29 protein-coding genes are annotated in these 25751 nt (G+C 67.9%); 17 read left to right on the forward strand and 12 right to left on the reverse strand.

Features of this window, described 5'->3' with window-relative positions; genetic code table 11:
* Positions 1 to 164: 164 nt before the first annotated feature.
* The 3 genes from ABT352_RS10890 (at position 165) to ABT352_RS10900 (ending at position 3021) form a co-directional block, all read left to right on the forward strand.
* A complete protein-coding gene (locus ABT352_RS10890) occupies positions 165 to 1364 on the forward strand; it encodes an SMI1/KNR4 family protein (protein WP_350944318.1) in 1200 nt (399 codons plus the stop codon).
* A 278-nt stretch (positions 1365 to 1642) separates the two neighbouring features.
* The gene (locus ABT352_RS10895; protein WP_350944319.1) at positions 1643 to 2761 is read left to right on the forward strand and encodes a hypothetical protein; all 1119 of its coding nucleotides are present in this window, start codon (positions 1643 to 1645) and stop codon (positions 2759 to 2761) included.
* Positions 2762 to 2865: 104 nt separating this feature from the next.
* Positions 2866 to 3021 carry a hypothetical protein gene (locus ABT352_RS10900; RefSeq protein WP_350944321.1) on the forward strand — a complete coding sequence of 52 codons (156 nt, stop codon included), beginning with the start codon at positions 2866 to 2868 and terminating at the stop codon, positions 3019 to 3021.
* Between the two features lie 161 nt (positions 3022 to 3182).
* Here ABT352_RS10900 and ABT352_RS10905 read toward each other — a convergent pair whose 3' ends face one another.
* The gene (locus tag ABT352_RS10905; RefSeq protein WP_350944322.1) at positions 3183 to 3728 is read right to left on the reverse strand and encodes a helix-turn-helix domain-containing protein; all 546 of its coding nucleotides are present in this window, start codon (positions 3726 to 3728) and stop codon (positions 3183 to 3185) included.
* Positions 3729 to 3784: 56 nt separating this feature from the next.
* On the opposite strand from ABT352_RS10905, the gene ABT352_RS10910 reads away from it, so the two are divergent.
* Positions 3785 to 4945 carry a pyridoxal phosphate-dependent aminotransferase gene (locus ABT352_RS10910; RefSeq protein WP_350944324.1) on the forward strand — a complete coding sequence of 387 codons (1161 nt, stop codon included), beginning with the start codon at positions 3785 to 3787 and terminating at the stop codon, positions 4943 to 4945.
* Positions 4946 to 5026: 81 nt separating this feature from the next.
* Here ABT352_RS10910 and ABT352_RS10915 read toward each other — a convergent pair whose 3' ends face one another.
* Complete coding sequence (locus ABT352_RS10915; RefSeq protein WP_350944325.1) at positions 5027 to 8539, reverse strand: S8 family serine peptidase; 3513 nt, start codon at positions 8537 to 8539, stop codon at positions 5027 to 5029.
* Between the two features lie 351 nt (positions 8540 to 8890).
* Positions 8891 to 9178, reverse strand: a complete 288-nt coding sequence (locus tag ABT352_RS10920) for a nucleoside triphosphate pyrophosphohydrolase (protein WP_350944327.1) — start codon at positions 9176 to 9178, stop codon at positions 8891 to 8893.
* A gap of 197 nt (positions 9179 to 9375) precedes the next feature.
* Here ABT352_RS10920 and ABT352_RS10925 point away from each other — a divergent pair, with 197 nt between their 5' ends.
* The gene (locus ABT352_RS10925) at positions 9376 to 10344 is read left to right on the forward strand and encodes an HNH endonuclease family protein (protein WP_350944328.1); all 969 of its coding nucleotides are present in this window, start codon (positions 9376 to 9378) and stop codon (positions 10342 to 10344) included.
* Between the two features lie 66 nt (positions 10345 to 10410).
* Here the strand turns inward: ABT352_RS10925 and ABT352_RS10930 are convergent, their stop codons facing one another.
* Complete coding sequence (locus ABT352_RS10930; protein ID WP_350944329.1) at positions 10411 to 10986, reverse strand: ATP-binding protein; 576 nt, start codon at positions 10984 to 10986, stop codon at positions 10411 to 10413.
* Between the two features lie 219 nt (positions 10987 to 11205).
* Here ABT352_RS10930 and ABT352_RS10935 point away from each other — a divergent pair, with 219 nt between their 5' ends.
* On the forward strand, positions 11206 to 12588 hold the full coding sequence (locus ABT352_RS10935; protein WP_350944330.1) for an NsdA family TPR-like regulatory protein: 1383 nt from the start codon (positions 11206 to 11208) through the stop codon (positions 12586 to 12588).
* Positions 12585 to 13070: a GNAT family N-acetyltransferase gene (locus ABT352_RS10940; RefSeq protein ID WP_350944331.1), complete on the forward strand. Its 486-nt coding sequence runs from the start codon at positions 12585 to 12587 to the stop codon at positions 13068 to 13070. Before ABT352_RS10935 ends, ABT352_RS10940 begins: the two co-directional genes overlap by 4 nt.
* Positions 13071 to 13197: 127 nt before the next feature.
* Here ABT352_RS10940 and ABT352_RS10945 read toward each other — a convergent pair whose 3' ends face one another.
* Positions 13198 to 13713, reverse strand: coding sequence for a DUF6879 family protein (locus ABT352_RS10945; protein ID WP_350944332.1), 516 nt, complete (start codon positions 13711 to 13713; stop codon positions 13198 to 13200).
* 356 nt (positions 13714 to 14069) lie between these two features.
* On the opposite strand from ABT352_RS10945, the gene ABT352_RS10950 reads away from it, so the two are divergent.
* From ABT352_RS10950 to ABT352_RS10960, 3 genes are read left to right on the forward strand one after another with little or no spacing between them, the layout of a single operon-like run.
* Positions 14070 to 14432 carry a hypothetical protein gene (locus ABT352_RS10950; RefSeq protein ID WP_350944333.1) on the forward strand — a complete coding sequence of 121 codons (363 nt, stop codon included), beginning with the start codon at positions 14070 to 14072 and terminating at the stop codon, positions 14430 to 14432.
* 26 nt (positions 14433 to 14458) lie between these two features.
* The gene (locus ABT352_RS10955) at positions 14459 to 14878 is read left to right on the forward strand and encodes a helix-turn-helix domain-containing protein (protein ID WP_350944334.1); all 420 of its coding nucleotides are present in this window, start codon (positions 14459 to 14461) and stop codon (positions 14876 to 14878) included.
* Entirely contained in the window at positions 14878 to 15321 is a 444-nt protein-coding gene (locus ABT352_RS10960) for a DUF6941 family protein (RefSeq protein ID WP_350944335.1), read from the forward strand. The genes ABT352_RS10955 and ABT352_RS10960 overlap by 1 nt, the downstream gene beginning before the upstream one ends.
* A gap of 74 nt (positions 15322 to 15395) precedes the next feature.
* Here the strand turns inward: ABT352_RS10960 and ABT352_RS10965 are convergent, their stop codons facing one another.
* Complete coding sequence (locus ABT352_RS10965) at positions 15396 to 15791, reverse strand: helix-turn-helix domain-containing protein (RefSeq protein ID WP_350944825.1); 396 nt, start codon at positions 15789 to 15791, stop codon at positions 15396 to 15398.
* Complete coding sequence (locus tag ABT352_RS10970) at positions 15772 to 15918, reverse strand: hypothetical protein (RefSeq protein ID WP_350944855.1); 147 nt, start codon at positions 15916 to 15918, stop codon at positions 15772 to 15774. Before ABT352_RS10970 ends, ABT352_RS10965 begins: the two co-directional genes overlap by 20 nt.
* Positions 15919 to 16060: 142 nt before the next feature.
* On the opposite strand from ABT352_RS10970, the gene ABT352_RS10975 reads away from it, so the two are divergent.
* Together ABT352_RS10975 and ABT352_RS10980 are read left to right on the forward strand one after the other, a co-directional pair.
* Positions 16061 to 17275, forward strand: a complete 1215-nt coding sequence (locus tag ABT352_RS10975; protein WP_350944336.1) for an MFS transporter — start codon at positions 16061 to 16063, stop codon at positions 17273 to 17275.
* 64 nt (positions 17276 to 17339) lie between these two features.
* Positions 17340 to 18026, forward strand: coding sequence for a CGNR zinc finger domain-containing protein (locus ABT352_RS10980; RefSeq protein WP_350944337.1), 687 nt, complete (start codon positions 17340 to 17342; stop codon positions 18024 to 18026).
* A gap of 145 nt (positions 18027 to 18171) precedes the next feature.
* Here the strand turns inward: ABT352_RS10980 and ABT352_RS10985 are convergent, their stop codons facing one another.
* On the reverse strand, positions 18172 to 19323 hold the full coding sequence (locus ABT352_RS10985; protein WP_350944338.1) for an HNH endonuclease: 1152 nt from the start codon (positions 19321 to 19323) through the stop codon (positions 18172 to 18174).
* A gap of 178 nt (positions 19324 to 19501) precedes the next feature.
* On the opposite strand from ABT352_RS10985, the gene ABT352_RS10990 reads away from it, so the two are divergent.
* On the forward strand, positions 19502 to 19753 hold the full coding sequence (locus ABT352_RS10990; RefSeq protein ID WP_350944826.1) for an AbrB/MazE/SpoVT family DNA-binding domain-containing protein: 252 nt from the start codon (positions 19502 to 19504) through the stop codon (positions 19751 to 19753).
* A 12-nt stretch (positions 19754 to 19765) separates the two neighbouring features.
* A complete protein-coding gene (locus tag ABT352_RS40760; protein WP_502992855.1) occupies positions 19766 to 19936 on the forward strand; it encodes a hypothetical protein in 171 nt (56 codons plus the stop codon).
* 60 nt (positions 19937 to 19996) lie between these two features.
* Here ABT352_RS40760 and ABT352_RS11000 read toward each other — a convergent pair whose 3' ends face one another.
* Positions 19997 to 20311, reverse strand: coding sequence for a hypothetical protein (locus ABT352_RS11000; protein WP_350944339.1), 315 nt, complete (start codon positions 20309 to 20311; stop codon positions 19997 to 19999).
* Positions 20312 to 20474: 163 nt separating this feature from the next.
* Between ABT352_RS11000 and ABT352_RS11005 the strand changes: the two genes are divergently transcribed.
* Positions 20475 to 20990, forward strand: a complete 516-nt coding sequence (locus tag ABT352_RS11005; RefSeq protein ID WP_350944340.1) for a DUF4240 domain-containing protein — start codon at positions 20475 to 20477, stop codon at positions 20988 to 20990.
* 20 nt (positions 20991 to 21010) lie between these two features.
* Here ABT352_RS11005 and ABT352_RS11010 read toward each other — a convergent pair whose 3' ends face one another.
* Positions 21011 to 22207: a cytochrome P450 gene (locus ABT352_RS11010; protein WP_350944341.1), complete on the reverse strand. Its 1197-nt coding sequence runs from the start codon at positions 22205 to 22207 to the stop codon at positions 21011 to 21013.
* A gap of 521 nt (positions 22208 to 22728) precedes the next feature.
* Between ABT352_RS11010 and ABT352_RS11015 the strand changes: the two genes are divergently transcribed.
* Positions 22729 to 23247 carry an O-acetyl-ADP-ribose deacetylase gene (locus ABT352_RS11015; RefSeq protein WP_350944342.1) on the forward strand — a complete coding sequence of 173 codons (519 nt, stop codon included), beginning with the start codon at positions 22729 to 22731 and terminating at the stop codon, positions 23245 to 23247.
* Between the two features lie 69 nt (positions 23248 to 23316).
* Here the strand turns inward: ABT352_RS11015 and ABT352_RS11020 are convergent, their stop codons facing one another.
* Both ABT352_RS11020 and ABT352_RS11025 read right to left on the reverse strand, forming a co-directional pair.
* Entirely contained in the window at positions 23317 to 23760 is a 444-nt protein-coding gene (locus ABT352_RS11020; protein ID WP_350944343.1) for a DUF4345 domain-containing protein, read from the reverse strand.
* Positions 23757 to 24587 carry an NAD(P)H-binding protein gene (locus tag ABT352_RS11025; protein ID WP_350944344.1) on the reverse strand — a complete coding sequence of 277 codons (831 nt, stop codon included), beginning with the start codon at positions 24585 to 24587 and terminating at the stop codon, positions 23757 to 23759. Before ABT352_RS11025 ends, ABT352_RS11020 begins: the two co-directional genes overlap by 4 nt.
* A 132-nt stretch (positions 24588 to 24719) precedes the next feature.
* Between ABT352_RS11025 and ABT352_RS11030 the strand changes: the two genes are divergently transcribed.
* A complete protein-coding gene (locus tag ABT352_RS11030; protein ID WP_350944346.1) occupies positions 24720 to 25721 on the forward strand; it encodes an AraC family transcriptional regulator in 1002 nt (333 codons plus the stop codon).
* Positions 25722 to 25751 lie beyond the last annotated feature (30 nt).

Here is a 25751-nt window from a genome sequence, read left to right on the forward strand (position 1 = left end):
ATCCCCGCGCTCGACCCCGCACGCACCGCCCTGCTCGTCATGGACTATCAGCGCTGCTCCCGGAGAGCGAGAGCGAAGCCCTGCTGGGACGCATGGAAAAGGCCATCGCCGCCGTTCGTACCGGCGGCAACCTCCGCCGGAGGAGGGCCGGATAGGGTGCCGTTGTGGATCTGGACGTCATCCGGCGCGGCATCGACGCGCTCCGCGAGTACGACACGGACCTCGACCTCTTCGGCGCCCGCGAGCACCGCTACCGGTTCCAGCCACCGCTCGACGAGGCCACACTGGAGGACGTCGAGACGCGGATCGGGGTCCGCTTCCCCGCCGACTACCGCGCGTTCCTGACCCGGCTCGGCAACGGCGGCGCCGGCCCGTACTACGGGGTGCACGGGGTGCGGCCGGACGCCTCCTGGACGCGGTTCGGCCCGTTCCCCTTCACGGAGGAATGGGAGCCGCCCACGGACGACGAAGGCTACGACGAGGCCATGGAGGCCGCCTTCGAGGGACTGCTGCCGGTCTCCGAGCACGGCTGCGGCTACCGCTCCCACCTCGTCGTCAACGGCCCCGCGGCGGGCCAGGTCTGGGGCGACTGGACATGCGTCGGCGAGGCACTCGCCCCGCAGGCCGAGTCGTTCGGCGCGTGGTACCACGGCTGGCTGGAGGCTTCACTGCGCGAGGTGCTGAGCGAGCGGATCGAGGCCACCGTACGCGACGAGACCGGCTGGAACGTCGACCGGCGGTTGCTCGGCCTCCTCCCGCCACCGCTCGTCGGCGGTGACGAGAAGCCGGAGGTGCAGGTCCCGCGACTGGTCCGCCGCGCCTACCTCGCCCTCTACGAACGCCGCACCGACGACGCCCGCGACCTCCTCGCCCAGGCCCGCGCGGTCGGCGCCGAGGGCGACCACGAAGCGGCGCGCCTCGCGCTCGCGCGGGCCGTGCTCCTGCGCGAGGAAGGCAGGATCACCGACGCCCTGACCACCGTGGAACACGCGATCCCGCGAAACGGCTGGTGGTACGACAGGGCGTGGCTGCACCGCCTGCGCGTCGAGCTGCTGCTGACGCAGAATCGGCTGGACGACGCGCACGCGGCGACCGAGGAGCACATCGCCCGCTGTCCCAACGACGACTTCGGCTACGTACGCCGCGCTCTCCTTCGGGTGCTGACCGACTCCCCCTCTGCCGCCGAGGAGGTCCTGCGCGCCGACGCCCCACTCGGAAGGGGAGTCCGATCGGCGGGCCACCCCCGTCCCGCCGACCGCACCCCCGTCGCGCTACGGCTCCGCGCCCGGCGCCTGGCCTGGGAGTGCCGCCGCTGGGGACACGCCGCTGACGCCCCCCGCTTCGACGCGATCGCCGCTCACTGACCGAGCGACTGAAGACTTGACCCGGCCATGCGCCCCCGGCGCGGAGCCGAACTGTGCCAGGCCGTCGCGTGAGCCTGCCGTCTCGGTGATGTTCGTCAGTGGAACCGATGGCGATGATCTGCCTCAGGCTCGAATCGCCGTCACCGATAGTGACGATCTACAAGGCGACGACGTCTGCGACAATCACCACCCCTCAATCACTCTTCGCTTTCGAATGACGACTCACTGAAATGTCGTAGCGGCCCGGCACACTGACGTCCGACACGGGAGGTGGAGCCATGGCACGGGGCCTGGGCAGGAACACGGTCCGGCAGACGCTCGGGCTCAGCGTCTGGGAGATCGAGCTCGCGGCCACGACAGGCCTGCTCCGGCGCCTTCCCGACCGGACTTTCGACCCCGTCTCCGTCAGGGCGGCCGAAGCCGACATCGAGCACTTCCGGCAACTACTCGCCGCGGAGCGCCGCTGCACCGTCACCGAGGCATCGGCCAGGCTCGGTGTCTCGTCCGACCGCTTCAAACGGATCATCGCCGCTACCGGTCTGGCACCCGTGGCCACCGAGGAGATCAGGAAGTACGGCCGGATCCTCACCGTCCGCTACTACCGCGCCGCCGACGTGGACGCTCTGGCCGACCACGTCCACGCGGACACCGAGCTACGCGCCGCCGCGCGAGCGGTCTCCCGTTCCGATGCCGCGAGAAAGGCCGCCCAGACCCGCAAGCTGAACCTCGAACGCGCCGTCGCGGCCCGCGCGGAGCTAGAGACGATCAAACCCGCCTTCGACGCGGACTGCGTGCGGGTCCTCCTGTGGACCGCTGCGCTGATGACCGTCGCCGACATCTGGCCAGGACCGCTCAGCCCCATTCGTCGTATGACGGACTCCCGCATCCCACCGCTCACCGAGATCCTGCGCGATGCCCGCCTCTCTCGCACCGACCTGGAGGCGATGCTCGCCGAATTCACCCCGAGATCAGCGGAGCTCGTACCCCTCCTGGTCTCTCCCAAGGACGCGGAACGGGAGCTGGGCGTGCCCGTTGAGATGATCCCGGCCGAACTGTTCGGCATACCCGCCGACGTGCTCCGGCGGCTCCGCCCGGCCGGCGGCCGTTGGACGGCCGACCACGTCGCGAGGCTGCTCAGGAAAACCCCGCCGTGGCTGCGAGACGAGTCCGCCGCCCGAGCGGAGGCCGACCGCCGTCATCACCGCGAGGCCGACCGCCGCCGTCACCGCGCCGAACGGAAAGCCGCCCGGCGGCTCTCCTGGCGCGTTCTCTGGGCCGAGGCGCTCGGTGTCTCCCTCGACCGGGTCCCCGGTTCGGTCGGCCGCCCCACCCGCGCGGCGATCGAAGCCGCCAGACGAGAGCCGCCCCGCTGGGCGCGCGAGACACCACCCGACTGAAACCTCCGTTCTCATGAGCCGCCGTAGCCTCCCGAAGCGATCGAGAACCATCGCCGAACCCGGCTCCATGGTCGGAAGTCGGCTGCCCCGAGTCCACCGGGGCCGTGCACTCCGGATCCTGGGTCGTCGAACCCGAACACCACGAACGAACCTGCCTGGAGACCTACCTCTTCCTCACCGGACGCATGAGCGGCCGGTTCATCGACCACCAGTGGCTCGCCGAGGACAGAACCCTCTACACCATCCCGCTCAGCGGGTAACGACGCTCTCGCCGATGCCGCACATCGACATCAGGGTTCAACTCGACGGTTCTGTGCCAAGCGGGTATCTGCCCTTTCACGGCGAGGACTGGAAAACGATCATGCGTCGGCGGGCCGGTGAAGATGACTCTTCTTGTGGCTTTTGCCGGCCGATGCTCGGGTCAGCTCTCCGGGTGCACCATGAGAAGGACGGCGCGATTGTGCACGGCGTGACCTAGGTACAGGTGCGAGCGAGCGGCATCGAACCGGATCGAATCGCCTTCGGCCAGATCGGTGGGGGAATCGGCGGGGCCGATGGTGACGCGTCCGTGGGTGAGAACGAGGCATTCCTCGACACCGGGCAGGTGAGCCTCGGAGTGCTGGGTGCTCCGCCCGATGGCGATGTCGTAGACCTCCACGGTGCCGCGCAGCCTGATGCGGTGGAGAAGGCGCGCGCTGACCGCGTCGCCCTCGACCTGCGGCCGCCTGTCACCGGCGCGTACCACCTCGACCGCCGAGGCGGGCGTTTCCAGCAACTCGCCGAGGGACGCCTTCAGCTCGGTGGCCAAGGCCCACAGGGTGCTCAGGGTCGGGTTGCCCTGGCCCTGTTCGATGCCGTGCAGCGTGGTCTTGCTGATGCCGCTGGCGGACGCCAGGTCGGCCAGCGACATCCCGGCCGCCGTGCGCAGCCGGTGCACGTTCTGCCCAACCACGTGCGTAAGATCCATGCGTATCAGCTTAGTGGTATGTCTGTACCAGTAAAGTGGTCGAACTCGGAGGCGACATGACGGTGACGCGGCTGCGTGACATCCCAGGTATCGGTGTGGACACCGTTGGTGACGCGGCCGACGCCGCAGGCGACCCGGAGTTCTTGCGACTGGAGAATCTCGACACCGACCTGCGTCCGCCCGCCGTTGCCATCGCCGCCACGCATGCCGCCGTCGACGACGACGCGGCCAACAGCTATCTGCCGTTCCAGGGGCATCGCTCCCTTCGTACGGCTGCCGCGGCGCACGTCGGGCGCATCTCAGGGCGCCGCTATGACGCCGACACCGAGTGCGTCAGCGTGGCCGGCGGGCTCAACGGCATCCTCAACACGCTGCTCGCAACCGTGGAACCCGGGCAGGAGGTCGTGCTGTGCGACCCCATCTACGCCGGCCTGGTCAATCGGATCCGGCTCGCCGGCGGCATCCCCCGCTTCGTCCCCGCACAGCCCACCGCGGACGGCTGGACCATCGACGCCGAACGACTCGCCGACGCCGTCGGCCCCAACACGGCGGCGGTCCTGATGATGGGACCGGCGATGCCGACCGGCCTCGTCCTGGACGACCACCACTGGTCCGCCCTCGCTGCCGCCTGCGAACGCCACAACGCTTGGTTGATCTACGACGCGGCCATGGAACGGATCCGCTTCGACGGCCGCCCGCCCAGCCACCCGGCGGCCCACGAGGGCCTGGTACAGCGCACCATCACCGTCGGTTCGGCCTCCAAGGAACTGCGGCTCATCGGCTGGCGCGTCGGGTGGGTCGTCGGCCCCGCCCCCATCATGGCCGACATCCGCCTCGTCGGCTTGACCAACGTCGTCTGCCAGGTCGGCCTGGCCCAGGAAGCCGTGGCCGCCGCACTGGACGCACCCGACGCCGACGCCGACATCGCCGCCGCCACCGCCGAATGGCAACGGCGCTGCGAGACGGTCCTGGACCAGCTCGCCGCCTACCCTGCCATCCGGCCGCACGGCGGCTGGTCACTCCTCATCGACACCAGACCCCTGGAGCTGACCGCCCTCGAACTGTCCCAGCACCTGTTCGACCGGGCGAAGATCGCAGCCACCCCCATGGACGGCTGGGGCCCCAGCGGGGGGCACTACCTGCGGCTCGTGTTCGCCAACGAACCCGTCGAACGCCTCACCGACCTCGGCGATCGATTCCGCCGGGCCCTCCGATGACAGGCCGGAAGGCGCCCCCGAAAACGGAGCACGGCCCGTCCCGCCACGGAGGCGGGACGGGCCGTGCGGTGGTCAGGGCCGTTACGGAGTGGCCTTGTCGGGGCGCTCGGAGATGCGGATGGCGTTGACGATGGGGTCACCGATCCGCTTGGCGAACCGTAGGTTGAGCTGGCCGTCGGTGACCTTCACCGTGTACTGCCGGGTGACGGCGGTGTAGGTGCCGGACTCCAGGGCCAGGTCCAGCGCGGGGATCGCGAGCTCGCCCTCGACGATGACGTCGAAGACGCGCTTGCCCGGGGCGGTGTTCCGGGTGTCGGCGAAGCCCAGTTCGACGGTGTAGGTACCGTTGGGCACCTGGTCGAACCGGTACTCCAGCATCGCCTCGCGGGCACTCTTGAACAGTGTCTGCTCGGTGGTGCCCGTGATCGTCTTATTGGCCGTGCTCGTCTTCGTGCCGCTGCCGACATAGCCGTAGCCGCCGGTGGCGTGCTTCCGGTCGGCGCTCCAGCGGTCCCCGGCGGCGTCGACGACGTCCTTGGTCCCGCCCACCTCGACGGCGACCTGGAGCTTGGGCACCACAACCACCACGGTGATCTCCAGCTGCGGGTTACGGCCGCTCGCCGAGCGCACCAGCAGCTTGCCGGTGCGGACGGTGCCCGGCTGGACCCCCGAACTGGAGGCGGTGACCTTCAACGTCGCCGCCTGGCCCGAGCCGAGCTGTCCTGCGGCGGGCGTCACGGCCAGCCAGCCCTGGGCGGGATCGGTCACCACGGTGTAGGCCGTGGCGCCCCCCAGATTGGTCAGCTCGACCGTGCCGGTCCTGGTGGCCCCGGCCGGCATCACCAGGGTCAGCTCGCCGACCGAGGCCGTCACCTGGCCGGTGGCCAGGGCCGTGTCGACCCGGGTCAGGGCTCCGGAGGTGACGGTGACCTCCTGGGTGAAGGTCCCGTAGTTCTCCTTGGAGACCTCGACCGGGTAGTCCCCCACCAGGACCTGCCCGAGGAACGTGCCGTCGGCCCCGGTGGTGAAGGTCGCCACATCGCCCACCTTCACCGTCGCACCCGCCAGCGGCTTGCCGTCGTTGGCGTCGGTGACGGTGCCGGCCAGCATCCCGTGCCGGCTCGCGACGAAGGTCAGGCTCTGACCGTCGGCGAGGGCGGCGCTGTTCGTGGAGTACTGCAGCGCGTCGGTGCCACTGGCGTTCTCAATGCCCACCGTGGCACTGTTCCCGGCGGCCCGCTCGCTGCTGATCCCCTTGTAGCGGAACCCGATGGAACCGTCCTCGCCGAGCAGCGCCGAGAACGAGATGCGCAGGCCTGCGTCGGAGTAGAACCGGGCGTCGCGCCATTCGATGACGAAGGTGCGCTTCGGCGCGGTCCCGACGGTGGCGGTGTAGACCCCGGCCTGGGCGTCCAGCACCAGGTCGTCCCAGTAGGGGTAGATCGCCGCGTTGGGCGCCGCGGTGGAGGGCAACGATCCGTTGCTCGCCGCGGTGCTGCTGGCCGCGAAGCTCAGGAGCCCGTTGCTGCTGATCCAGCCGGCCGTCTGGCCGGCGCCGTAGAAGGGGAAGGTGAACGGCAGCGTGATCGGCTGGGCCACGTCGTCGCCGGTGATCGTCTGCTTGACGGTGCCCGCGACGTACGCCTCGCTCCCGCTGGTGCAGGTGTAGCCGAAGGAGTCGGTGCGGCGCGGCAGTTCGATGTCCTTGGTCAGGTCGCCGTTCAGCGTGATCGCCACGGTGAGGCCGCTCGCGCACCGGGAGAGCGGAGTGGTCTTGAGCTCGTAGCCACCGTTCGGCAGCGTGAGCTCGTACCGCCCCGCGGCGTCGGTGACCGCGCTGACCGGGGTGCCCACCGCGACGACGGTGGCGCCCACCTCGGGGGCTCCCCCGGCGGTGACCGTTCCGGACACCGTACCCAGGGGCTGCTGTGTCAGCGCCACGTCCTTGGTGGTCGTCTGGTCGGCCACGACGGTGGCCGTCGCGGTGGCGTCGCCGTACCCGAACTTCTTGACGGTGATCTGGTAGTCGCCCTCCAGCAGGCGGGGCAGTGTGTACGTCCCGTCCTGCGCGGTGGTGACCGTACGGCTCAGCGGCCCGGTGACGGTGAGGGTCGCCGAGGCCACCGGTGAGTCGCCGGCGGTGACGGTGCCCCGCAGCGCGCCGAGCGCCCCGGCGGGAGCGGCCTGGACCGCCGCGAACGTGTCGAGCCGGCCCTCCCCCCAGATGTTGTTGTCCTCGGCGGTGCCGCCGCACCGCGTGTCGTTGACGTCGATCGCGGTCCGGTCGAGCAGTTCCCGGGTGGAGGCGATGTCGCCCTGCAGGGCGGGAGAGGCCGACCACATCAGCGCCACGGTGGCCGCCACGTGCGGGCTGGCCATCGAGGTGCCGGAGAAGGCGCCGTACCCGCCGGGTACGGACGAGCGCACGTTGACGCCGGGCGCGGCGAGGTTGGGCTTGATCTCGCCGTTCTCGCCGGTGCCCCGGGTGGAGAAGCTCGCGATGGCGTTGCCGACGTCGAACGCGCCGGCGCTGTAGCTGGAGCCGTACTGTCCGGGCGAGCCGCTGGAGTTGCATCCCGCGCCGGTGACGTTGCCGTTGGAGAAGGCGGGGAAGATGCCCGCCGCGACCCACGCCTCGACGACCTCCTTGTACCAGGGGTCGAATCCGGCGCCGCCCCAGGAGTTGTTGACGATGTCGGGTGCGAGGTCGGGGCGCGGGTTGGCGCCGTTCAGGTCGGTGGGCGCGAGCACCCACTGCCCGGCGGCCAGCAGCGAGGCGTCGGAGCAGTTGTTGGTCTCACAGCCCTTGGCGGCGATCCACTTCGCACCGGGAGCTACGCCGATGGTGTTGGCGGCCTCACTCCCGACCATGGTCCCCATGGTGTGGGTGCCGTGGTCGTTGTTGTCGCACGGCGCGTCGCTCGGGCATACCCCCGCCGGGTCGAACCAGTTGTAGTCGTGGTCGACGCCGCCGTCGGCCCTCTTGCCGCGATACTGGGCGGCCAGCGCGGGATGGTCGAACTGCACACCACTGTCGATGTTGGCCACGACGATGCCCTCGCCGCGGGTGTCCAGCTCGCTCCAGACCCTGGGTGCGTTGACCCGGTCGATGTTCCACTCGACCGCGTCGACCTTCGCCACGTCCCTGCCCGGCAGCGGCTCGGGCAGTTTGACGACGCGGCCGGGCTCGATCCGCTCCACTTCGGGCAGGTCGGCGATCTCCGCGGCCAGTTTGGCGTCGCCGGTCACCTGGACGGCGTTGGCGATCCAGAACGGGGTGAAGTCGGCGTGCTGGGCGGTGAGGAGCTTACGCAGGCCCGCCTGCGACCTCGCGGCGAGGTCGGTCTTGGCCTGGAATACCTGCTTGGCCTTTTCGATCTTGGTCTTCGCCCGACGAGCGGCACTGAGGTCCGCGTTGCTCTTCAGACGTACCCAGAAGGTGGCCTTGTCGTCCGCGGAAAGGTCCGCCAGGACCGACTCCTCGATCTTCTGGGGTACGGGCGCGGCCTGGGCCGCCCCCTGAGGGAGCATGAGCGTAAGGGCGACGACGGTCCCGGTCAGGACCGTCCGCCAGTGCCGGGGGGTGTTTGACACACGATCTCCTTCACGCCGGGCGGGGTTGCCCCGCCGGGGAAAGTGACATGGCATGTGCATGATCTTTACAGACCATGTCAAGAATCGTGAATGGATCTTGTTGTTTTTTCAAGTACTTGACACGCTAAAAGGGGATATGTCAGAAGAATTGGCGTGGGAAGCCGATGCCCACCTACCGGGAGGCCACCTGGCCGGGGAGAACGTCGAGACGGCGCGCCGGGAGCAGCTCCGCGAGCTGCTCGGCCTCGACGCGGACGGGCCGGCGCTCCCGGCCCTGACGGCTACCGCGGCTCCCCCCTCCAGCACCTCGCCTGTCTCCGCTGAGATCAGTAGGCCGACTCGGCGGCACTCTCAGCCAAGGTGGAGCCGTTCGACAAAGGCACCCCGCTCGGCTCGCTTGGCCTCGGCGACCTTCTCGATGTCCGACCATTCGCGCCCGTGCACCGTGGCGATGGCCCGTAGCACTTCGAGCACGTCGGCGATCTCCTCCGCCACCTCGGCCGCCGGAGCCTCGCGCAGCTCCGCCGCCTCCTCGAACAGCTTCTCCAACAGGGCCGCCCGGTAGTCGGCGTCCCCGAGCACGGTCACCACCGGTTCTCTGCCGTGTGCGCGAATGATCTCCGGGATCCGGTCCCGCACGAGTTTCCCCACCTCAGAGCACCCCTTCGCGCACGTACGGCTCCCTTCGGAAAGCCCAGAGACTACCCGGCCTTCTCTGTCGTGCGCACCCGCCCACCCGCGCTGTGAAAATAGCCTGTATTTCGGCAAATACACACCAAGGGTGACGGCGCATGGATTTATCCCATTGGGAACAGAGCCCACGCTCCTCATGGCGCATGGCCGTACTGATAGGGGCGAACAGTCGCACCTACAAATTCGCCCTCGGCTTCGCGCTCCTGGAGGCCGCCGCCGAAGGCCGGTCGGAGATCCTGCTCCGGGACCTGGCGGTGCCGTACGCGATGGAGTTGGTACAGCACCTCGGCCAGGCCCCGCAGGGACCTGAGAAGGGCGCACGGGGAGAGAAGGACTTCCTCTCGGTGGCCGAGCGAGAAGCCGCGGAGTCGCTCAGACTCGGGAGTCCCACCGAAGAACTACTGGCGGCGGCCATCAAGTCCATGCCCGAGATGGTGATGCAGAAGTTCCACAACCTGCGTGGCGAAAGAGCGGAGATACCGCATCGCTTCTACGAGGTGACCGGCCGCTCCCACGAACGGGTCGTCCGGTTGAGCAAGGAACTGCGCGACATCGCCCAGTCGGAGCAGGCCCTGACCCTGCGGGGCGAGTTGTCAGCCCGCTGGAGCATCGTGGAGACGTCCTTCGCCACCGGGATCGGCCAGAGCCTGGTCAAAGAGGGTGTCGTCGTGGACCTGACCACCCTGCAGATCACCGACCGGCAGCGCCGCCGATCGGTCGCCGGCGTCGCGGACGCGGTCATCGGCTTCCAACGCGGCCTCTGCCTGATCTGCGCGTACCCCATCGCGTTGGGCATCGACGACATCGCCGTCGACCACGTGTTCCCCTTCTCGTTCAAGAGGCTCCTTCCCTCCGGCGGCAGAGGGACGGTACCTGACCTGGACGCGATCTGGAACCTGGCTCCCACCCACGCGGGGTGCAACGGCCGCAAGAGCAACCGAACCCCTACGGAACAGGAGATGTTCAGACTCGCGCAGCGGAACGCGGCCATCATGCAGTCACCTCACCCACTCAGAAAGACCTTGGAGCTGACCTTGAAGCGCAGCGGATACAAAACCCCCGGGCCAGGCGAGTGGTTCACGTTCATTCGGCAGGTACGCGACCTTTTTTGACGCACTACCTTCCGTGGAGCCGGGACCGGCGGTGTGAGTCCTGGTCATCGCCGCCGGTCCCGGGAATCAGGAGGGCAGGTGGTGGTCAGGGAAGGCTGGGGCCCACGGTTGCGTGGGAAGGTGGGCACCGGCCTTCGGGGACGGTCCGTCGTCCTGCACGGGGGAACTCGGACGCGGACCGGTCTTGGTGGGCAGCGCGAACCCGACGGCCTTGCCGGGAGTACCGGTGGCACGCATCCGGGTCACGTACGCCCGGCAGCGGCCCTTGGACAGGGCATGCACCAGTAGCAGCCCCCGGCCGCACTCGGCGAGCAGGCCCAGATCGGGTTCCTCGCCACAGGCGTTCAGCCGATCGAGGACGGCGAGGATACCGTCAAGGTCTCGGTCCGCGTCGATGACCTCGCACCAGGACGGCTCACCGTCCACGAAGACGACCCGCAGCTCGAAGGGCTGCCAGCCGTGTTCCTCCGCGTTGGCGGCCAGTTCGGCGACGGCGCTCTCGGCATCGCTGAGTTCCTCGCCGTCGAAACCCGCGTCCTGGAGCACCTGCCTGACGACGGCTCGGGCCCTGCGGGCCGCGGAGCCCGGCGGCAGGGTCTTCACCAGCACGCGGTAGTCGTGGAGCCTGGTCGAGGGGGCCACGCCGTACCTCCCGGGTCTCGTCGACGGGTCGATACCGCCCCGCCTTTCCGTCACCCAGTGGACCAGTAGCGCAACGCAGAGTGACAATGTTTGCGATGTGAAGGTCGTGAACCTCCCGGCCACCCCGTGAAGGTCGTGAAGGTTCACCGTTCTGATCCACAGGGTCATTCACACCACGTAGTCATCGGGCTACCGTTCGCCTGAGACAGGGAGGCCCGGATGACGCACACGCCCACGGCGCTGGCCGAGATCCTGCAACGCGCTGAGATGAACCCGCGCCAGCTCGCCGCCGCGATCAACTCCTGGCTGCAAGGACGTGGCCTCGGCAACCGACGCATCGATCCCACCGCCCCCTACGCCTGGGTTCGGCACGGCTACAAGCCCTACGACCCCATCCCCTCGGTGGCGGCCATCGTGCTCTCCGAACACCTCGGCCACACGATCCGGGTCGAGCAGCTCTGGCCGTCCCGGCAGCCCTCACCTCTGCCCGCCGTCTCCACTCTCGGCCCCTCGGCGAACGTCGAGGACATCCTCCGGTCGCTCAACGACCTGACGAGTCTCAGCACCGGGAAACACACCGATGTCGCCGCCGCCTCCGGCCCCGACCTCGCCGCCGCCGTACTCGACGGCCTGCACGCGACCGTGTCACAGCCCCACCGGAACGCGGGTCGCGACCGGGTCCTGCCGTCCCAGGTACGACTGATCGGCGCGCACGTCGAAGCACTGCGCAAGCTCGACGACCAGCACGGCGGCGGTGCGCTCAGCCTGCGCTACATCACCAGTGAGCTGCGCAATGTCCTGGATCTGGTCCAGTGCGCCGATTACGAGCCCGCAGTCGGGCAGCAGCTCCTGACCATCGTCGCCGACCTCGCCCAACTCGTCGGCTGGGTCCACTTCGACGCCCAACGCCCCGGCGCCGCCGAACGCTATCTCCTGCTCAGCGAACGTGTCGCCCGAGGGCTGGGCGAGCTGGGCCGGGCCGCGAACGCCATCGGCATGCTTGCCTACATCTCCGCCTTCGCCGGCCACGGCCAGGAAGCCGTCCACATCGCCTCGTCGGCCGAACGCTACTGTCCGGCCGACGCCGTCACGCGAGCCCGGATCACCGGCCGCATCGCCACCGCCGCAGCCGCCGCCGGAGACCTCTCCGCATTCCGCCGAGCTTCAGAGAAGGCCAGGGAGCTGCTGGATTCAGCCGACATCGCCCCGACCTACCTCTATTACCTGGAGCCCGAGCAACTGACCGCCGAGACCGGACAGGCCCTCGTCGTCCTGGGTGAGCAGATGACCGTCTACCGCGAACCCCTGCTCAACGAGGCCATCGGCCTGCTCGCCCCGATCTCCATAGTCGGTGCCCGACCCGACTACCCGCGCTCCGCGCTCCTGCACTGCACCTTCCTCACCCACGCTCACCTACTGCGCGGCGACGTGGAAGCGGCGGTCGACGCGGGCCAGGCCGCGCTCACCCGACTCGACGAGGTCCAGTCGATCCGCGCGTTCACCTACCTGCGTCGCCTGCGCCCGGCCTTCGCCCGCCGCAGCCGCTCCCCGGCGGTCGCGTCATTTCTCCCCCGGCTCGACACCGCACTGGCCCAGGCATGATCGCCACCCGTTTCCTCATCCGGCCCCGTCCCTACGATCACCCTGACTCCACCCACCTGGTCCACGCACTCTTCGACGACCAGCAACAGCGTTACGGCTACGCCGACCCCTTCGAAGCCGACCCCGCCTCCTACGCCCCGCCCCACGGCCTGTTCCTCGTCGGCTATCTCAACACCGTCCCGGTGACCTGCGGCGGCTACCGCACCTTCGACGAAAACACCCGCACCATCGAGATCAAGAAGATGTACACCGTCCCACGCCTACGCGGCCTCGGCCTGGGCGAACGCATCCTGACCGCCCTCGAACACCACGCCGCACGGAACGGGGCACAGCACTCCATCCTGGAAACCGGCGTACGCAACACCGCAGCTCTCGCCCTCTACACCGGCATCGGCTACCAACCCGCCGCCCGCTACGTCAACGGCCGCGACCCCGCCATCAACCGAGCATTCACCAAAACACTCACGAGCCCCACCCTCTGATCGGTCCAGCTTCCACCAGCGCGTTATTCAGTAGCGCCAGCCCGCCAGGGCACGGCCGGTGAGGTTGGCGCCCGTACGAATCTCGCGAAGACGCCGCCCGAGAGCTTCGGCGGCCTGCCGGGCGGGGCTAGGTTGGCGTGTACTCACTGTGGGGGATCGCGAGTTTCCAGACGGTCTCAAAAGCGCTCTTGCACAGCGCTATGTCGCCCGGATCGGTGGACGCCACCTTCGCTTCTCCCAGGCCGTTGCCGGCGTAGTGGAGAAACACCACCAGGCGATCGTCAAACAGGTAGAAGTCGTTGCCCGGTAAAGGGACCGACGAGACCAGACGTCGCGGAACCCAGCGGATGTCCTCGCCGGCTTCGACCATCGGATGAGCGACGCTGTACGACCAGCGCTGATAGTCACTCAGCGGCTCCGAAACGATACGTGCCCTTCGTATCGTCTTGCCGGTTTTCACGTGTTCGCGCAGTGTGGAGCACCAGCCCTGCAACCACTCCAGGTCATCCGGTTCTCCGGCCGCCCACTTGGCCATATAGGGCAACTCCACCGCGGTGCCGTAGGCATCCCGCATCTCCAGATGGACAGCGCTGCGCTCGAAGCCGGCCAACAGTTCCTCGAACGCGTCGTCAGAGATGTTCATGAGCCTTCCGAGGCGAGGAAACAAAGCATTCGATGGAGGGTCTCACAGGCAACCGCGCCCAGAGATGTCCGCCCGAGCGAGGGCTTTCAGGTCAGCGGCATTCCCTGCCCCAGCAACCGAAAGCGTTACGACCTTTTCCCTGAACACCCCCTATCGCTTTTTCTGTCTATATATTCCAATATGCGCCAACCACCTCACTTTTTGAAGTTTTGACGCAATTCAGACCTTAACTCCTACTAGCAAATCCATATTGGCTACACCCACCAAAGCGGAATCTCTGAGCCGGAGAGCAATTGCACTTCAAACCATGTAGGTTCGTTCACCATCGATAGCCAAACGCAGGCAAAGGTGCACGCGTGCAGGACAGACAGAGGTCAAAGTGGCAGCTCTATACCACAGCTTCTGGATCCGATGTGGTCAGCAAGGAGATCCGCGAGGTCTTGCAGGGCAGGCCGCCGAGGCTGGAGCTAGGGAACCTCATGCAGCGCATCGAGGACGGCAGGACACTTCGACGCGATACCAAGCACCTGGGCAAAGGGCTACACGAGGCTCGGCTCACCCATGAGACGAACGAGTACCGCCTGTACTACGCCGTCAACCCCCAGGGAGAGCATCTCCTCCTCGGTCTCAAGTTCCACATGAAGGGAGGCTCTGGAGCTCAAGACCGAGCCGTGGAAGTCGCTCGAGATCGGCTAGCCGAGTGGCAGAGCAGGATATAAGGTGAACCCGATATGAGGAGGTCATGATGGATCAGCACATCGCCGATCTGCTGGGCATCGATCTGGACGACCCTGCCGTGCGCCGGGAGAGTGCTGCCATTGAGCGTGACATGCAGCTGATCGAAGCTCTTGTTGCGACGCGTAAGCAGCTCGGCCTCTCTCAGGCGGATGTGGCGAGCCGCATGGGGCGCACCCAGCCGTCCGTTTCCGACTTCGAGCGCGTCGGGGGAGATCCACACCTTTCCACGATTCGCCGGTACGCCCTTGCCATCGGAGCCGAAGTACGCCACACGGTCTGTGTGACCACCACCAAGGAACCCGCGACCCAGGCACCCTCCTCACTCATAGTTCGTATGAAGGGCACTGGAGAAGGAACACAGACGACAGCGGCACAAAGCAGCACAGCAGGCGTCATGGCCGTCAATCTTATTCGAAGGAGCGCATAGTGCAGGCGTTCCTTCTCCTATGCGACTCCGCTCAATCCGACCCGGCCACCGGAAAAATTCATATGCTTGGCGCAGGATGGTCGGTAACCGGCCCCGTTGTTCCGGCTATGACGATTGCTGTCTTCCTACGGCTGTCCTGGGACGAAGCAGGCTCGCCGCGCGAATTCAACCTTTACCTGGTCGATGAGGACGGCGAATCAGTTACGACATCGTCCCCGGAAGGGGGCAGGCCGATCCAGTTCGGCGGAAGTGTCGGATTGGACAAGACGGCACAGGTGGAAGTCGATGAAATCCTACAGAAGACGGACCTGCAGACCAGCTTCACAGTGAGTGTGCCGCCTCCCCCTTTGAGTCCAGGCCGACATTACAAATGGATCTTCACCGTGAACAACGAAGAGCTGTCCAGCATTCCTTTCAGCGTACGACCTCTTCCAGAGGACTGACATCGCCTCCCTCGTAGACCCCGACTTTGGCTCCACCACGCCCCCGCCCTATCGAAGCCGGAAACGTCCAGGACCTACTGGCCCAGATGAACGACGCGTACGGCCAAGGGAGCAAAGGTCCCAGCCAGGAAGGGCCGAAGCGACGGCACCACGCCTTCCCCGGGAACGCTGGCGCTGACGTGGAAGCGGCCCCTCATCCAGGGCCGATAAGTTTCTGGAATCCAGTCCTCGGGGTCGCAAATCCGACACGAGATCCGGAGTTCTTCCTCGGTGGGAGTCTTGCCGCTGTGCTCCGAACGGCTGACCTTGCTGTAGTGCCGGCCCGCTTCGGCCGCCAAGGCACGGCCGGTGAGGTTGGCGCCCGTACGAATCTCGCGAAGACGCCGCCCGAGAGCTTCGGCGGCCTGCCTGGCGGGGCTGAGTGAGCCCCGCCCGGAAGTTCGTCGGGGGTCAGTAGTTGAGGTAGAGATCGCAGGCGCGGTCGAGGGCTTCTTGGGCGGTGCCGACGGGTAGCCCGGTCGGCACGCCCCTGCGACCCTGGTGAATTTCCAGGCGCACGACATGGCCGGAAGCCGCCTCACACTCGGACTCCTGCACGGCCGTCAACGTACCGTCTAAAACGCATTGACCGGTAGCATGCAAACGTCTAAATTAATGCTCAACAGGGAATTCCCACGATATGACATGAAAAAGCTACCTTCATCATCTCGAACGATGGTGAACAAGCCGAGGAGACCGCGTGCAAGAACGCTTCGGAAGCAGGTCGGCGATCGTCGCACTGACCGCTCTGACCCTGGCCGTGTTCATCTACGTGACCACCGAGTCGCTGCCCATCGGCCTGCTCTCCCTGATCGCCCAGGATCTCGGCACCAGCCCGTCAGCGGTCGGGCTCCTGGTCACCGGATACGGCCTGATCATCGTGCTGGTGTCCCTGCCGCTCACGCGACTGACTCGCCGGCTGCCCCGGCGGCGACTGCTGTGCGTTTTGTTGGGCATCTTCGTCGTGGCGACCTGCCTGTCGGCCATGGCGGGGAACTACTGGCTGCTCATGGGCGCCCGGATGGTGACAGCGTTGAGCCAGGCGTTGTTCTGGGCCATCGTGACGCCCGCCGCCGCCGGCCTCTTCCGGGCCGAGGTGCGCGGCCGGGCCCTATCCATCCTGTACGCCGGCGCCTCCAGCGCCGCGCTGACCGGCATCCCGGCCGGCACGTGGCTCGGCCAGCAGACCAACTGGCGGGTGGCGTTCCTCGCGCTCAGCGGCCTGGCCCTGCTCGTCCTCGCCACGATCGCGGCCGTCCTGCCCGACACGCCCGCCGGGCAGGGCGCGGCGGACCGGGGCAGCGCGCCCGACCGCGGCCGGTACCTGTCGATCGTGGCCACCACGGCGGTCGCGGTCACCGGCGCGTTCACGGCGTTCACCTACATCAGCCCGTTCCTGAGCGACGTCAGTGGCTTCACCGAGTCATCGATCGGCCCGCTTCTGCTGGTACGCGGGATCGCGGGCCTGACCGGAGTGTTCATAGTGGGCTACCTCGTCGACCGCCATGGCTGGAGCACCATGACGGGGCTCATAGGCCTGCAGACGTTGGCGCTCGCCGGGCAGTACGCGTTCGGCGCCTCCCCGGTCGGGGCCGTCATCGCGATATCCCTGTCCGGCTTCACTCTCGCGGGCCTGACCGCCGTACTGGGATCGCGGGTGCTCGTGTACGCGCCGGGCGAGTCGGTCATGGCGAGCGCCGCTACCTCCATGGCGTTCAATGTGGGCATCACCGCGGGCGCGTTCCTCGGCAGCGTGCTCCTGCCCGGTCCGGGCGTGCGCAGCACGGCACTGGCCGGGGCGCTGCTCAGCCTGGCGGCGTTCGCCATCGTTCTGGCCGAGCCGTTCCTGTCCAGCCGACGGAAGGGCCCGGCCATGGCCGCCGCCCCCCTGCCCGAGGGCACCCGAGTCACGTGATCCGATACTCAACCCACCAAGCCGTGCAACCTCCTTTTCTGTCTTGAGTGGTAGCATCAAGGGCATGATGCTCGACGTGGGACACCTTCCCCTGGTCGGCGGGCACCCCGCGCTCGATCTGGTCAACACGCTCGAACGAGGGGTACCGCTCGACGGCGGGCCGCCCCACGACTATCTGTCCGACGCCCCCGCATTGCTGCGCTGGGCGGCCAGGGCAGGCCTGATCAGCGACGCGGAGCGCGATCGGGCCGATCAGGCGTGGCACGACGATCCCGCGTCGGCGCAGGCGGGGCTGGCCACCGTACGCGACATCCGGGAAGGGCTGCATCTCGTGGTGCTCGCGACGATCCGGCCTGCCGACGGCGGGCCGGCGGACGACGCGGGCGAGGGGGATCCGATCGCGGCCGGGGCCGCGCTGATCGTGCTGCACGAGCGATGGGCCGGGGCGGCTGCCAGAGCCGCGCTGGTGCTCGACAGAGGCGACCCGCCGCAGGTGCGGCTCACCTACGGCACGATACCCGCCATGCTGATACCCGACCGGGTCGCCGAGGCCGCACTCGACGTCCTGCGGACGGCCGACCTGCCCCGGGTACGCCGCTGCCCCATCCGCGAGGGCGGCTGCGGATGGCTGTTCCTCGACCAGAGCCGCAACGGCTCACGCCGCTGGTGCCGCATGGCCGACTGCGGCAACACGGCCAAGGCCCGGCGGCTCACCGAGCGTCGCCGCGCCGCCCGGGGCGGCCCCCCGTAGGACTCGTACGCGATCAACGGTCGACGCCGCACCCAGACCGCGAGCAACACGCCGTTCGCGCCCGGCTGGAATGTTATCGGCGGCTTGGTGCGACCCTGCCCACCGATGGCGTCCCCGCCCTCGCCCCGCCGGGAAAAACCTCGGCTCAGCCCTGCTTGGCGATGTTCTGCCGGTGATAGTCGAGGTGATCCTGGCTGATCTCGTGGTTCTGGACGACTCGGAGACGGCCGAGCGAGGCACCGGACACCGTGTCCGTCGTCGTGAGATCCGCCTGGATGGTGATCATCCCTCGGTCCAGCAGGACGTGGTGGTTGGGGCAGAGGCAGAGCAGGTTGCCGGGCTCGTCGGGGCCGTTGTGCGGCTTTCCGAGCGGGCGGATATGAGCGCCTTCGGCGTAGAAGCCCCGGTGGAGGGCGAGTCGGTCGCCGCAGATCTGGCAGTGGAAGTCGTGCGCACCCTTGATCTGCTCGGAGAGCAGGGAGTCGCGGATGATGCGCTCCACGATCATCTCGCGACGACTGGCCGGAGAGGACACCGCGTCGAGTCCGACCCGCGCGAGAAGCCTGTTGTGGTCCACGCCGTGGAAGTACGCGCCAAGCAGCCTCACGACGATCTGGGCACGAACGTCCTCCCGATCGGTGACGATCTCGTACGCCCATGGCAGCAGGCCGCTGTCCGGCTCTTGTTCTTTCATCCACTGCTGCGCGTGCCGGCCACTGGCAGGCGGTATGTCGGCGCGGCCGGGCAGTTCCCAGAGACCGTGGTGGTAAAGCCACAACACGGGGAACTCAGGGTTGGGCCGGTCCTCTTCAAGACCGAACTCCTCGATGAGCCGCCCGAGTTCGCGGTAGGTGCTCTCCCACCGCCTCAGGCGTGGCTTGCCCTGGGCCGCGCGGCCGATCGCCCAGAGCAGGGTCAATGGCTGATGTCGTTTCCTCGCACCAGATGTGGGAGAAACAGCGGGCTTGAGCGAGTCGACCTTCTGTAAGAGGTCTTCGACGGAGGACACCTCGGCGGCCTGCCCCGGTTTCGTCACTTCAAAGCCCAGTCCACCGAGCACCCGAGCAACGGTTGCGTTCCCCCCGGAGAACTCGCCGGGACGCAGGGGCCTGCCGCTGACTCCTCGGTACGCGACTCCGGCGATCGCCTTGGAGTCGTACCGCTTGCCGTCATACACGAGGAAGTAATCGAGGGCGGGCCGGTAGCCGTACTCCTTGAGAAAGGCGTCGCGGCCCAGCTTGTCGCATTCGTCGATGGCGGCGAGCACCATCTCCCGCCGAAGGTCGGAAAGCGCCACCCCACAAGCCTATGCGGGCGCCGCCGGAACCGCTGCCTATTTCAGGCGAAAGCGGACTTAAGGTCAGCCGCAGCGTCGACCGAAATCCTCCGCATCGACAGCGGTGACTTCCTGAAATCGACTGCACACCATGGGCGACAGAGTTCAGTCTTTACTCGTGACGGCTGAAGCGAAGAGCATGGATCACGGCGAGTGGACACGTGCCAGACGTACGGGACCGGTACGCATCTCCAGCAAGAACCAGGTGACCCTGTCTGCGGCGGTCCTACGCACGCTCGGCCTTCATCCGGGAGACCTGGTGGACATCGCCGAAGAAGGTGGTCAGATCGTCATCCGGCGACACCGCAGCCGCCTCGATGGGGTGACCGGTGTCATCCCGGGCTTCACCGAGGCCGTGGACGTCGAGGCGAGCCGCGAGAGCTGGAGGTGACGGGTGCCGACCGTGGTTCTCGACGTCAACGTCGTCACCGAGCCGCCACAGCTGGTTGTCCCAGCCACGCGCGCCGAGCCGCACAGCGTGATCGGCCAGGTCGGGGTGCTGGTCGCGCAGCAGATCCCGCACCAGCTCCGCGGTGATCTCGATCTCGGTATGCGTCATGCGGGGCAACGGTAGCCGGACCCCGTTCGCAGGGTCAGGTCACTTCTGAGCTGCATGGAGGGCGGGAAGAGCCGGTCAGAGGAATTCGAAGCTGTGTCTGCCCACATGCTCGGCCGGCAGGCAGCACGCGTCCTCGCTGATCGGCTCGGTGGTCAGACAGTTCGGAAGCACCTTGAGCTCCCCGTGGATGTCCTCGGTGTCCCAGGTCGCCCACCAGTCCGTGACCGACGACCCCTGCGCCAGGGTGACGTGCCGACCGCGATGTCCCGCCTCCAGAGAGCACCGCATGTAGGGCTCCACGATGAGTCCTGGGCACGGGAGGCTGGAGAGGAACTCCCCCTGGACCCGGGTCAACTCCACGATGGCCGTACAGAACGGCAAGGGCACCATGCGCTAACAGTAGGCACAGCTCGGCGGGGGTGTCCTCCCTTTGGGGCGATGACGCCGACGGCGTTGCCAAGACGGCCTTCGCGTTGGTCATCGCCCGGACGGCGGCTGACTGTCGGTGCTCTCTGGTTGGGTGAGCGGCACCGATATGAGAAAGGCGACGATCATGAAAACTGATGAAGGTTTCTGGGACCTGGTGGAGGCGGCCTGGGCACCGCTGGGAGTGGAGGTCAATCAGGCACGACGGGAGTTGACACATCGGACGCCCGCCCCCGACGAGGACTTTTACGGCAAGCCGCCGTTTGTCGTGGTCGAAGCCGCCCTGAAGGAGTTTCTGAGCAACCTCGGCTCCCTCAGCGAGGGGTTGTCGTCGGACGAGCTGACGGATCTCGATCGGGTGGTCGAGGCGAAGCTCCACGACATCGACCGCGCGGACATCCAGGCGGTCACCGACGGTTCCGACGACGGTTTCCTCTACGCGCGTGGCTTCATCGTCGCGATGGGCCGCGACTTCTACACCGCGGTGGCCGAGGATCCGAAGAAGGCGGTGCTGGATGCCGAGTGCGAGAGGATGTGTTACTTCTTCGCCCATCTGCACCACGAGCGCTACGGGACCTTCCCTGACACCGGATCGGGAATCTCCCGCGAGTCGTGCTCGAACCCGGCCGGCTGGCCTCGCTGACCGGGCTCTGCTCACCCCCATTACGCGACGGGAACCGGCGGATCCCAGGTGATCGGTAGCTGGGCGATGCCACCACCGAGCTTCCGTTCGCTCATCCCCCCGGAGACCGGGATGTCACTGACCGGGATCGCCAGGCGCATGGTGGGCAGCCGGGGCAGAAGCCTGGCGAGTACCTCGTTGATCTCCAGCCGAGCCAGGGGGGCACCGAGGCAGTAGGTGATTCCGTGGCTGAACACCAGGTGGGGGTTGGGCGATCGGGTGACGTCGAACCGTTCCGGGTCCTCGAACACCCGGTCGTCGAACGCGGTCGAGCCGTGGTCGCACAGCACGAGGTCGCCGGCGCGGATCGTGACCCCGCCGATCTCGATGTCCTCGCTGGCGTAGCGGGGCAGTGCGGATTCGGCGAATTTGCTCATCCGCACGGCCTCCCCCACCGCGCCGGGCAGCAGTTCCGGGTCATCGAGCACCAGCTTGTGCTGGTCCGGGTTCATGGCGAACAGCGCGATCGCCGCGCTGATGCTGTGCGGAGTCACCTGGTACGACATGGTGACAAAAGCCAGCAACGCACCGACGAAGTCGTTGGGGAGTCCGGATTGGCACAGCGCCGAGGCCAGATCGTCGCCCGGTTGCGCGCGTTTGCGCCTGGCAACCTCGCTCAGGTATCTGAACAGCTCCTGCGCCTGGCCCAGTCCCGCCCCCACCCTGCTGACCCGGTCGAGCACCACCTGGTATTCCGCTGGATCCGCTATGCCGAGCAGATCGCACAGGATCTGATAGGAGAACGGCAGCGAGAACTCGGTGTGGATGTCTATCGGCGGCTGCTTGGCGAGTACGGCGTCGAGATACTCGTCGACCACGGCGCCGACGCGCGGCCGCATGCCGGCTATGCGCTTGGCCGAGAAATACGGGGTGAGATTCGACCGGAGGGCCTGATGCGCACGATGCGCCTCAGCCGGATCCTGGTTCGACACGACCAGGTCCAGCATCGGGCTGTCCAGGTACCGTGCTCTGTTCGGCGGGTCCGGGTGGGTGGTCCCGAGTCGGTCGTCGAGCAGGAGTTGCTTGAGTTCGGCGAGCCGGGTCACCAGCCACGCTTCATCGCCGACCGGGGTACGAACCCGGACGATGGGGCCGCTGTCTCGCAGTTGGCGGATCAACGGGTTCAACTGGCCTAGACATCCGGGTTCGCCCAGTGTCGGCAGTTCGCTATGGACCATCCAAGCCCCCCGAGGTTTGGTTTGAGCGCCACGCTATCGCTAGATGATCTCCTCTTTATGGCTAGGGGTTTTCTCAGATGCATCGGCAATTTTCAGGTCGCACACCATCCCGACATCCTGTTAATCCTGTTTCATCCCGTTAGTCCTTTTCGCGGCTCGTCAGGCGGTCTCGGAGTCGCGACAGGCGTACAGGTCGGCCAGGAGCTTGCCGCATCTCTTCCGCCTCGTCTTCAAGGGGCCGAGACGCCGTCGCCCCCAAATCTGACGCTTGGTCCACTTCGGCGACCGCCCTGGCCTCCTCGGCGCAGGCAGCAGCGGCTCCAGCCGCGCCCACTGCACACCGGTCAGGTCAAACCGCCTCGTCACCGCCAAGGTGGCCACAAGGTCTCCGGTGTTCAGGTTCTTCTTGGTCGATCACCGCAGCAGGAGATCCCGGCGACGCCTCGGCCGTCAACTCCATTGAGTGTGGCCGTATCGTGAGCGGCGAACCGCGTCGAGACTCTGCTGACAGACTCGTTCCCATGAGAATCACGCTGGTCCAGGGGGACATCACCGTGCAGCACGTCGACGCCGTCGTCAACGCCGCCAACTCCTCGCTGCTGGGAGGTGGCGGGGTCGACGGGGCCATTCACCGGCGTGGCGGCCCCGTGATCCTCGCCGCCTGCCGCGAGTTGCGCGCCTCGCACTACGGCGAGGGACTGCCGACCGGTCAGGCCGTGGCCACCGTCGCGGGTGAGCTGCCGGCCCGCTGGGTCATCCACACCGTCGGCCCCGTCTTCTCCGCCACCGAGAACCGCTCGCACCTGCTCGCCTCCTGCTACCGCGAGTCCCTCCGGGTCGCCGACGAACTGGGTGCCACCAGCGTCGCCTTCCCCGCGATATCCACCGGTGTCTACCGCTGGCCCGTCGACGACGCCGCCCGCATCGCGATCGGCACCGTACGTGCCGCGCCGACCCGGGTGACCGACCTGCGGCTCGTCCTGTTCACTGCCGACGCCTACGACGTCTTCGAAAGGACACTTGAGACCGAGGGGGCATGAGCGTCGAACGATCTGGCTCGACCGATCGACCCGCATGCCGTACACCTCGACCGTCTCGCGCCAATCGGCTCAGGCGGAGGTGTCCCGGTGGCGATACCGTACGAGAACGAAGACGCAGGCCAGCCCGATGACCAGTTCCAACGCGGTCGCGAGCACCAGCCCGCTCGCCGGTATCCCGTCCAGGGTGATGCCCAGCAGGCGGGACAGGCCGTAGGAGAGGTACATCACGGCACCGGCGAGTGTGGCGGTGAAGGCCAGCCGCGCGACGAACGCGCCGAGCGCGATCAGTGCGCCGGTCGCGAGCAGCGCGCCACCCCCGGCCCTGATCTCGCTGAGCAGGCCGGCGTCGCTCCCGAGCTCGATGCCGTTGGTGCCGTGGAAGGCCGCGGGCGCGAACAGCACGGCCGCGCCTATCCCGATCATCACCGCGCCGGACACGAGCAGGACGAGTCTCAGCGGTCTCGCGTGCCGCATCCTCGTCGCGTCCTGCGGGGGGTACGGCGGGCTCGTCATCTCCACGTCCCGGAGGCGGCGGCCGTACGGCAGAAGTCGGTGAAGTCGTGGGGTTCGCGGCCGAGTGCCTCGCGCACACCGTGGGCCACCGAGGCGTTGCGCCCGTCGAACACCTCCTTGCACAGGTCCGTGAGCAGGTCCGCGTAGTCGAGCCCGGCACTCTGCGCCACGGCGGCGTGAAACACCTCCGGTGAGACGGCGACGTACTCGACCGGCCGGTCAGCGGCCTTCGCGATCTCGGCCGCGGCCTCGTGGAAGGTGAGCGCGCGCGGCCCGGTGAGCTCGTAGAGCCGGCCGGAGTGGCGGTCGTCGGTGAGGGCGGCGACCGCGACGTCGGCGATGTCGTCGACGTCGACGAACGGCTCCGCGACCTCGCCGGCCGGCAGCGCGATCACGCCGTCGAGCACCGAGTCCCGCAGGTGGCCCTCGCTGAAGTTCTGCGAGAACCAGCTCGTGCGGATGAGCGTGTGGCTCAGACCGGACTCACCGACGATCCGTTCGCAGCGCTGCGCGTTGGCCTCGCCCCGGCCGGAAAGCAGTACCAGCCGCCGGACGCCCTCGTCGACCGCGCAGGCGGTCAGCTTCTCGATCGCGGCCGGTGCGCCGGGGTCGGCGAGGTCGGGGAAGTAGGAGATGTAGACGGATTCGGCGCCGCGCAGTGCCTGGCGCCAGGTGTCGGGCCGCTCCCAGTCGAAGGGGGGGTCGAGGTGGCGCGAGCCGCCCCTGACCGGGTGGCCGCGCTCGGCGAGCCGTTGCACGATTCGCCGGCCGGTCTTGCCGGTCGAGCCGATGACGAGGGTCACGGGGATGACGGGGGTGCCACGCATGGTCCAGATGCTCCCTTGGTTGTCGGTGAGTCCAGTTTTGTGCGGCACCCGTGGACCAACAATAGAAAAAGGTCCGCTCTCCTTTGCTGTTCGTCCAGGTTTTTGGACGGTCAATCAGGCATGATGAGATCTGTGCCAAATGTCCCCCGCCCGTTCCCCGCTCCCTCCGACCTGCTGGGCGAGAGCCTGCACCTGCTCCGGCTCACCGGCACCCTGTACTGCCGCGCCGAGCTCACCGCGCCGTGGGGGATCGAGGTGCCGGCGCTCGACGGGTTGATGGCGCTGCTGGTCGTCACCTCGGGCCACTGCCTGCTGGAGGTCGACGGAGCCGAGCCGCGCCTGCTCCGGCAGGGCAGCCTCACCCTGATCCCGCACGGCATCCCGCACCGGTTGCGCAGCGACCCGGGAGCCGACGTCGAACCGCTCTTCGACATACCGGTCGAGCAGGTCAGCGAGCGCTACGAGATCATGCGCCACGGTGGCGGCGGGGACCTCACGCACACCACCTACGGCGTCGTGCACTTCGACCATGTGGCCGCCCAGCGTCTCGTCGCGCAGCTTCCCGAGGTGCTGCACATCGACGCCTGGGACGAGGACACCGCCAACTGGCTCAGCAGCACGCTCCGGCTCATCTCCCGTGAGGCTCTCGCCCTGCGGCCTGGCGGGGAGACCGTCATCACCCGGCTCGCCGACATCCTCGTCGTCCAGGCGATCCGCTCCTGGCTCGACTCGGCGCCCGAGGCGAACCGGGGCTGGCTGGCCGCCCTGCGCGACGAGCAGGTGGGACAGGCGCTCGCGTTGCTCCACCGCGCGCCCGAACGGCAGTGGAGCGTCGCCTCGCTCGCGCGGGAGGTCGGAATGTCGCGTTCGGCCTTCTCGGCGCGGTTCACCGAGCTGGTCGGTGAGTCCGCCATGCGCTATCTCGCCCACTGGCGCATGCAGCTGGCCCGCATGCACCTTCGGCGCACGTCGGAGCCGCTCTCGGTGGTCGCCCGCCGCTTCGGTTACCAGTCCGAGGCGGCGTTCTGCCGGGCGTTCAAACGGGCCTTCGGTGTGCCGCCGGGCAACGTCCGCCAGGCGTCGGACGAGGTGATCCCGACGGCGCGAGGGTGGGACGGTGCTCCGGCGCGTTGAGCCGCGTGGGTGGCAAGGGCGGGAATTCCA

This window comes from Streptosporangium sp. NPDC000563 (assembly GCF_040299985.1).
GTDB lineage: Bacteria > Actinomycetota > Actinomycetes > Streptosporangiales > Streptosporangiaceae > Streptosporangium.

Bases quoted from the DNA above. Each gene is read 5' to 3' on its own strand.
- ABT352_RS10895 (WP_350944319.1), top strand. From the start codon at position 1,643: ATGGCACGGGGCCTGGGCAGGAACACGGTCCGGCAGACGCTCGGGCTC.
- ABT352_RS10955 (WP_350944334.1), top strand. From the start codon at position 14,459: ATGGATCAGCACATCGCCGATCTGCTGGGCATCGATCTGGACGACCCT.
- ABT352_RS11025 (WP_350944344.1), bottom strand. From the start codon at position 24,587: ATGCGTGGCACCCCCGTCATCCCCGTGACCCTCGTCATCGGCTCGACC.
- ABT352_RS11020 (WP_350944343.1), bottom strand. From the start codon at position 23,760: ATGACGAGCCCGCCGTACCCCCCGCAGGACGCGACGAGGATGCGGCAC.
- ABT352_RS11005 (WP_350944340.1), top strand. From the start codon at position 20,475: ATGAAAACTGATGAAGGTTTCTGGGACCTGGTGGAGGCGGCCTGGGCA.
- ABT352_RS10940 (WP_350944331.1), top strand. From the start codon at position 12,585: ATGATCGCCACCCGTTTCCTCATCCGGCCCCGTCCCTACGATCACCCT.
- ABT352_RS11000 (WP_350944339.1), bottom strand. From the start codon at position 20,311: ATGGTGCCCTTGCCGTTCTGTACGGCCATCGTGGAGTTGACCCGGGTC.
- ABT352_RS11015 (WP_350944342.1), top strand. From the start codon at position 22,729: ATGAGAATCACGCTGGTCCAGGGGGACATCACCGTGCAGCACGTCGAC.
- ABT352_RS11010 (WP_350944341.1), bottom strand. From the start codon at position 22,207: ATGGTCCATAGCGAACTGCCGACACTGGGCGAACCCGGATGTCTAGGC.
- ABT352_RS10945 (WP_350944332.1), bottom strand. From the start codon at position 13,713: ATGAACATCTCTGACGACGCGTTCGAGGAACTGTTGGCCGGCTTCGAG.
- ABT352_RS10990 (WP_350944826.1), top strand. From the start codon at position 19,502: ATGGATCACGGCGAGTGGACACGTGCCAGACGTACGGGACCGGTACGC.
- ABT352_RS10935 (WP_350944330.1), top strand. From the start codon at position 11,206: ATGACGCACACGCCCACGGCGCTGGCCGAGATCCTGCAACGCGCTGAG.
- ABT352_RS10910 (WP_350944324.1), top strand. From the start codon at position 3,785: ATGACGGTGACGCGGCTGCGTGACATCCCAGGTATCGGTGTGGACACC.
- ABT352_RS10905 (WP_350944322.1), bottom strand. From the start codon at position 3,728: ATGGATCTTACGCACGTGGTTGGGCAGAACGTGCACCGGCTGCGCACG.
- ABT352_RS10925 (WP_350944328.1), top strand. From the start codon at position 9,376: ATGGCCGTACTGATAGGGGCGAACAGTCGCACCTACAAATTCGCCCTC.
- ABT352_RS10980 (WP_350944337.1), top strand. From the start codon at position 17,340: ATGATGCTCGACGTGGGACACCTTCCCCTGGTCGGCGGGCACCCCGCG.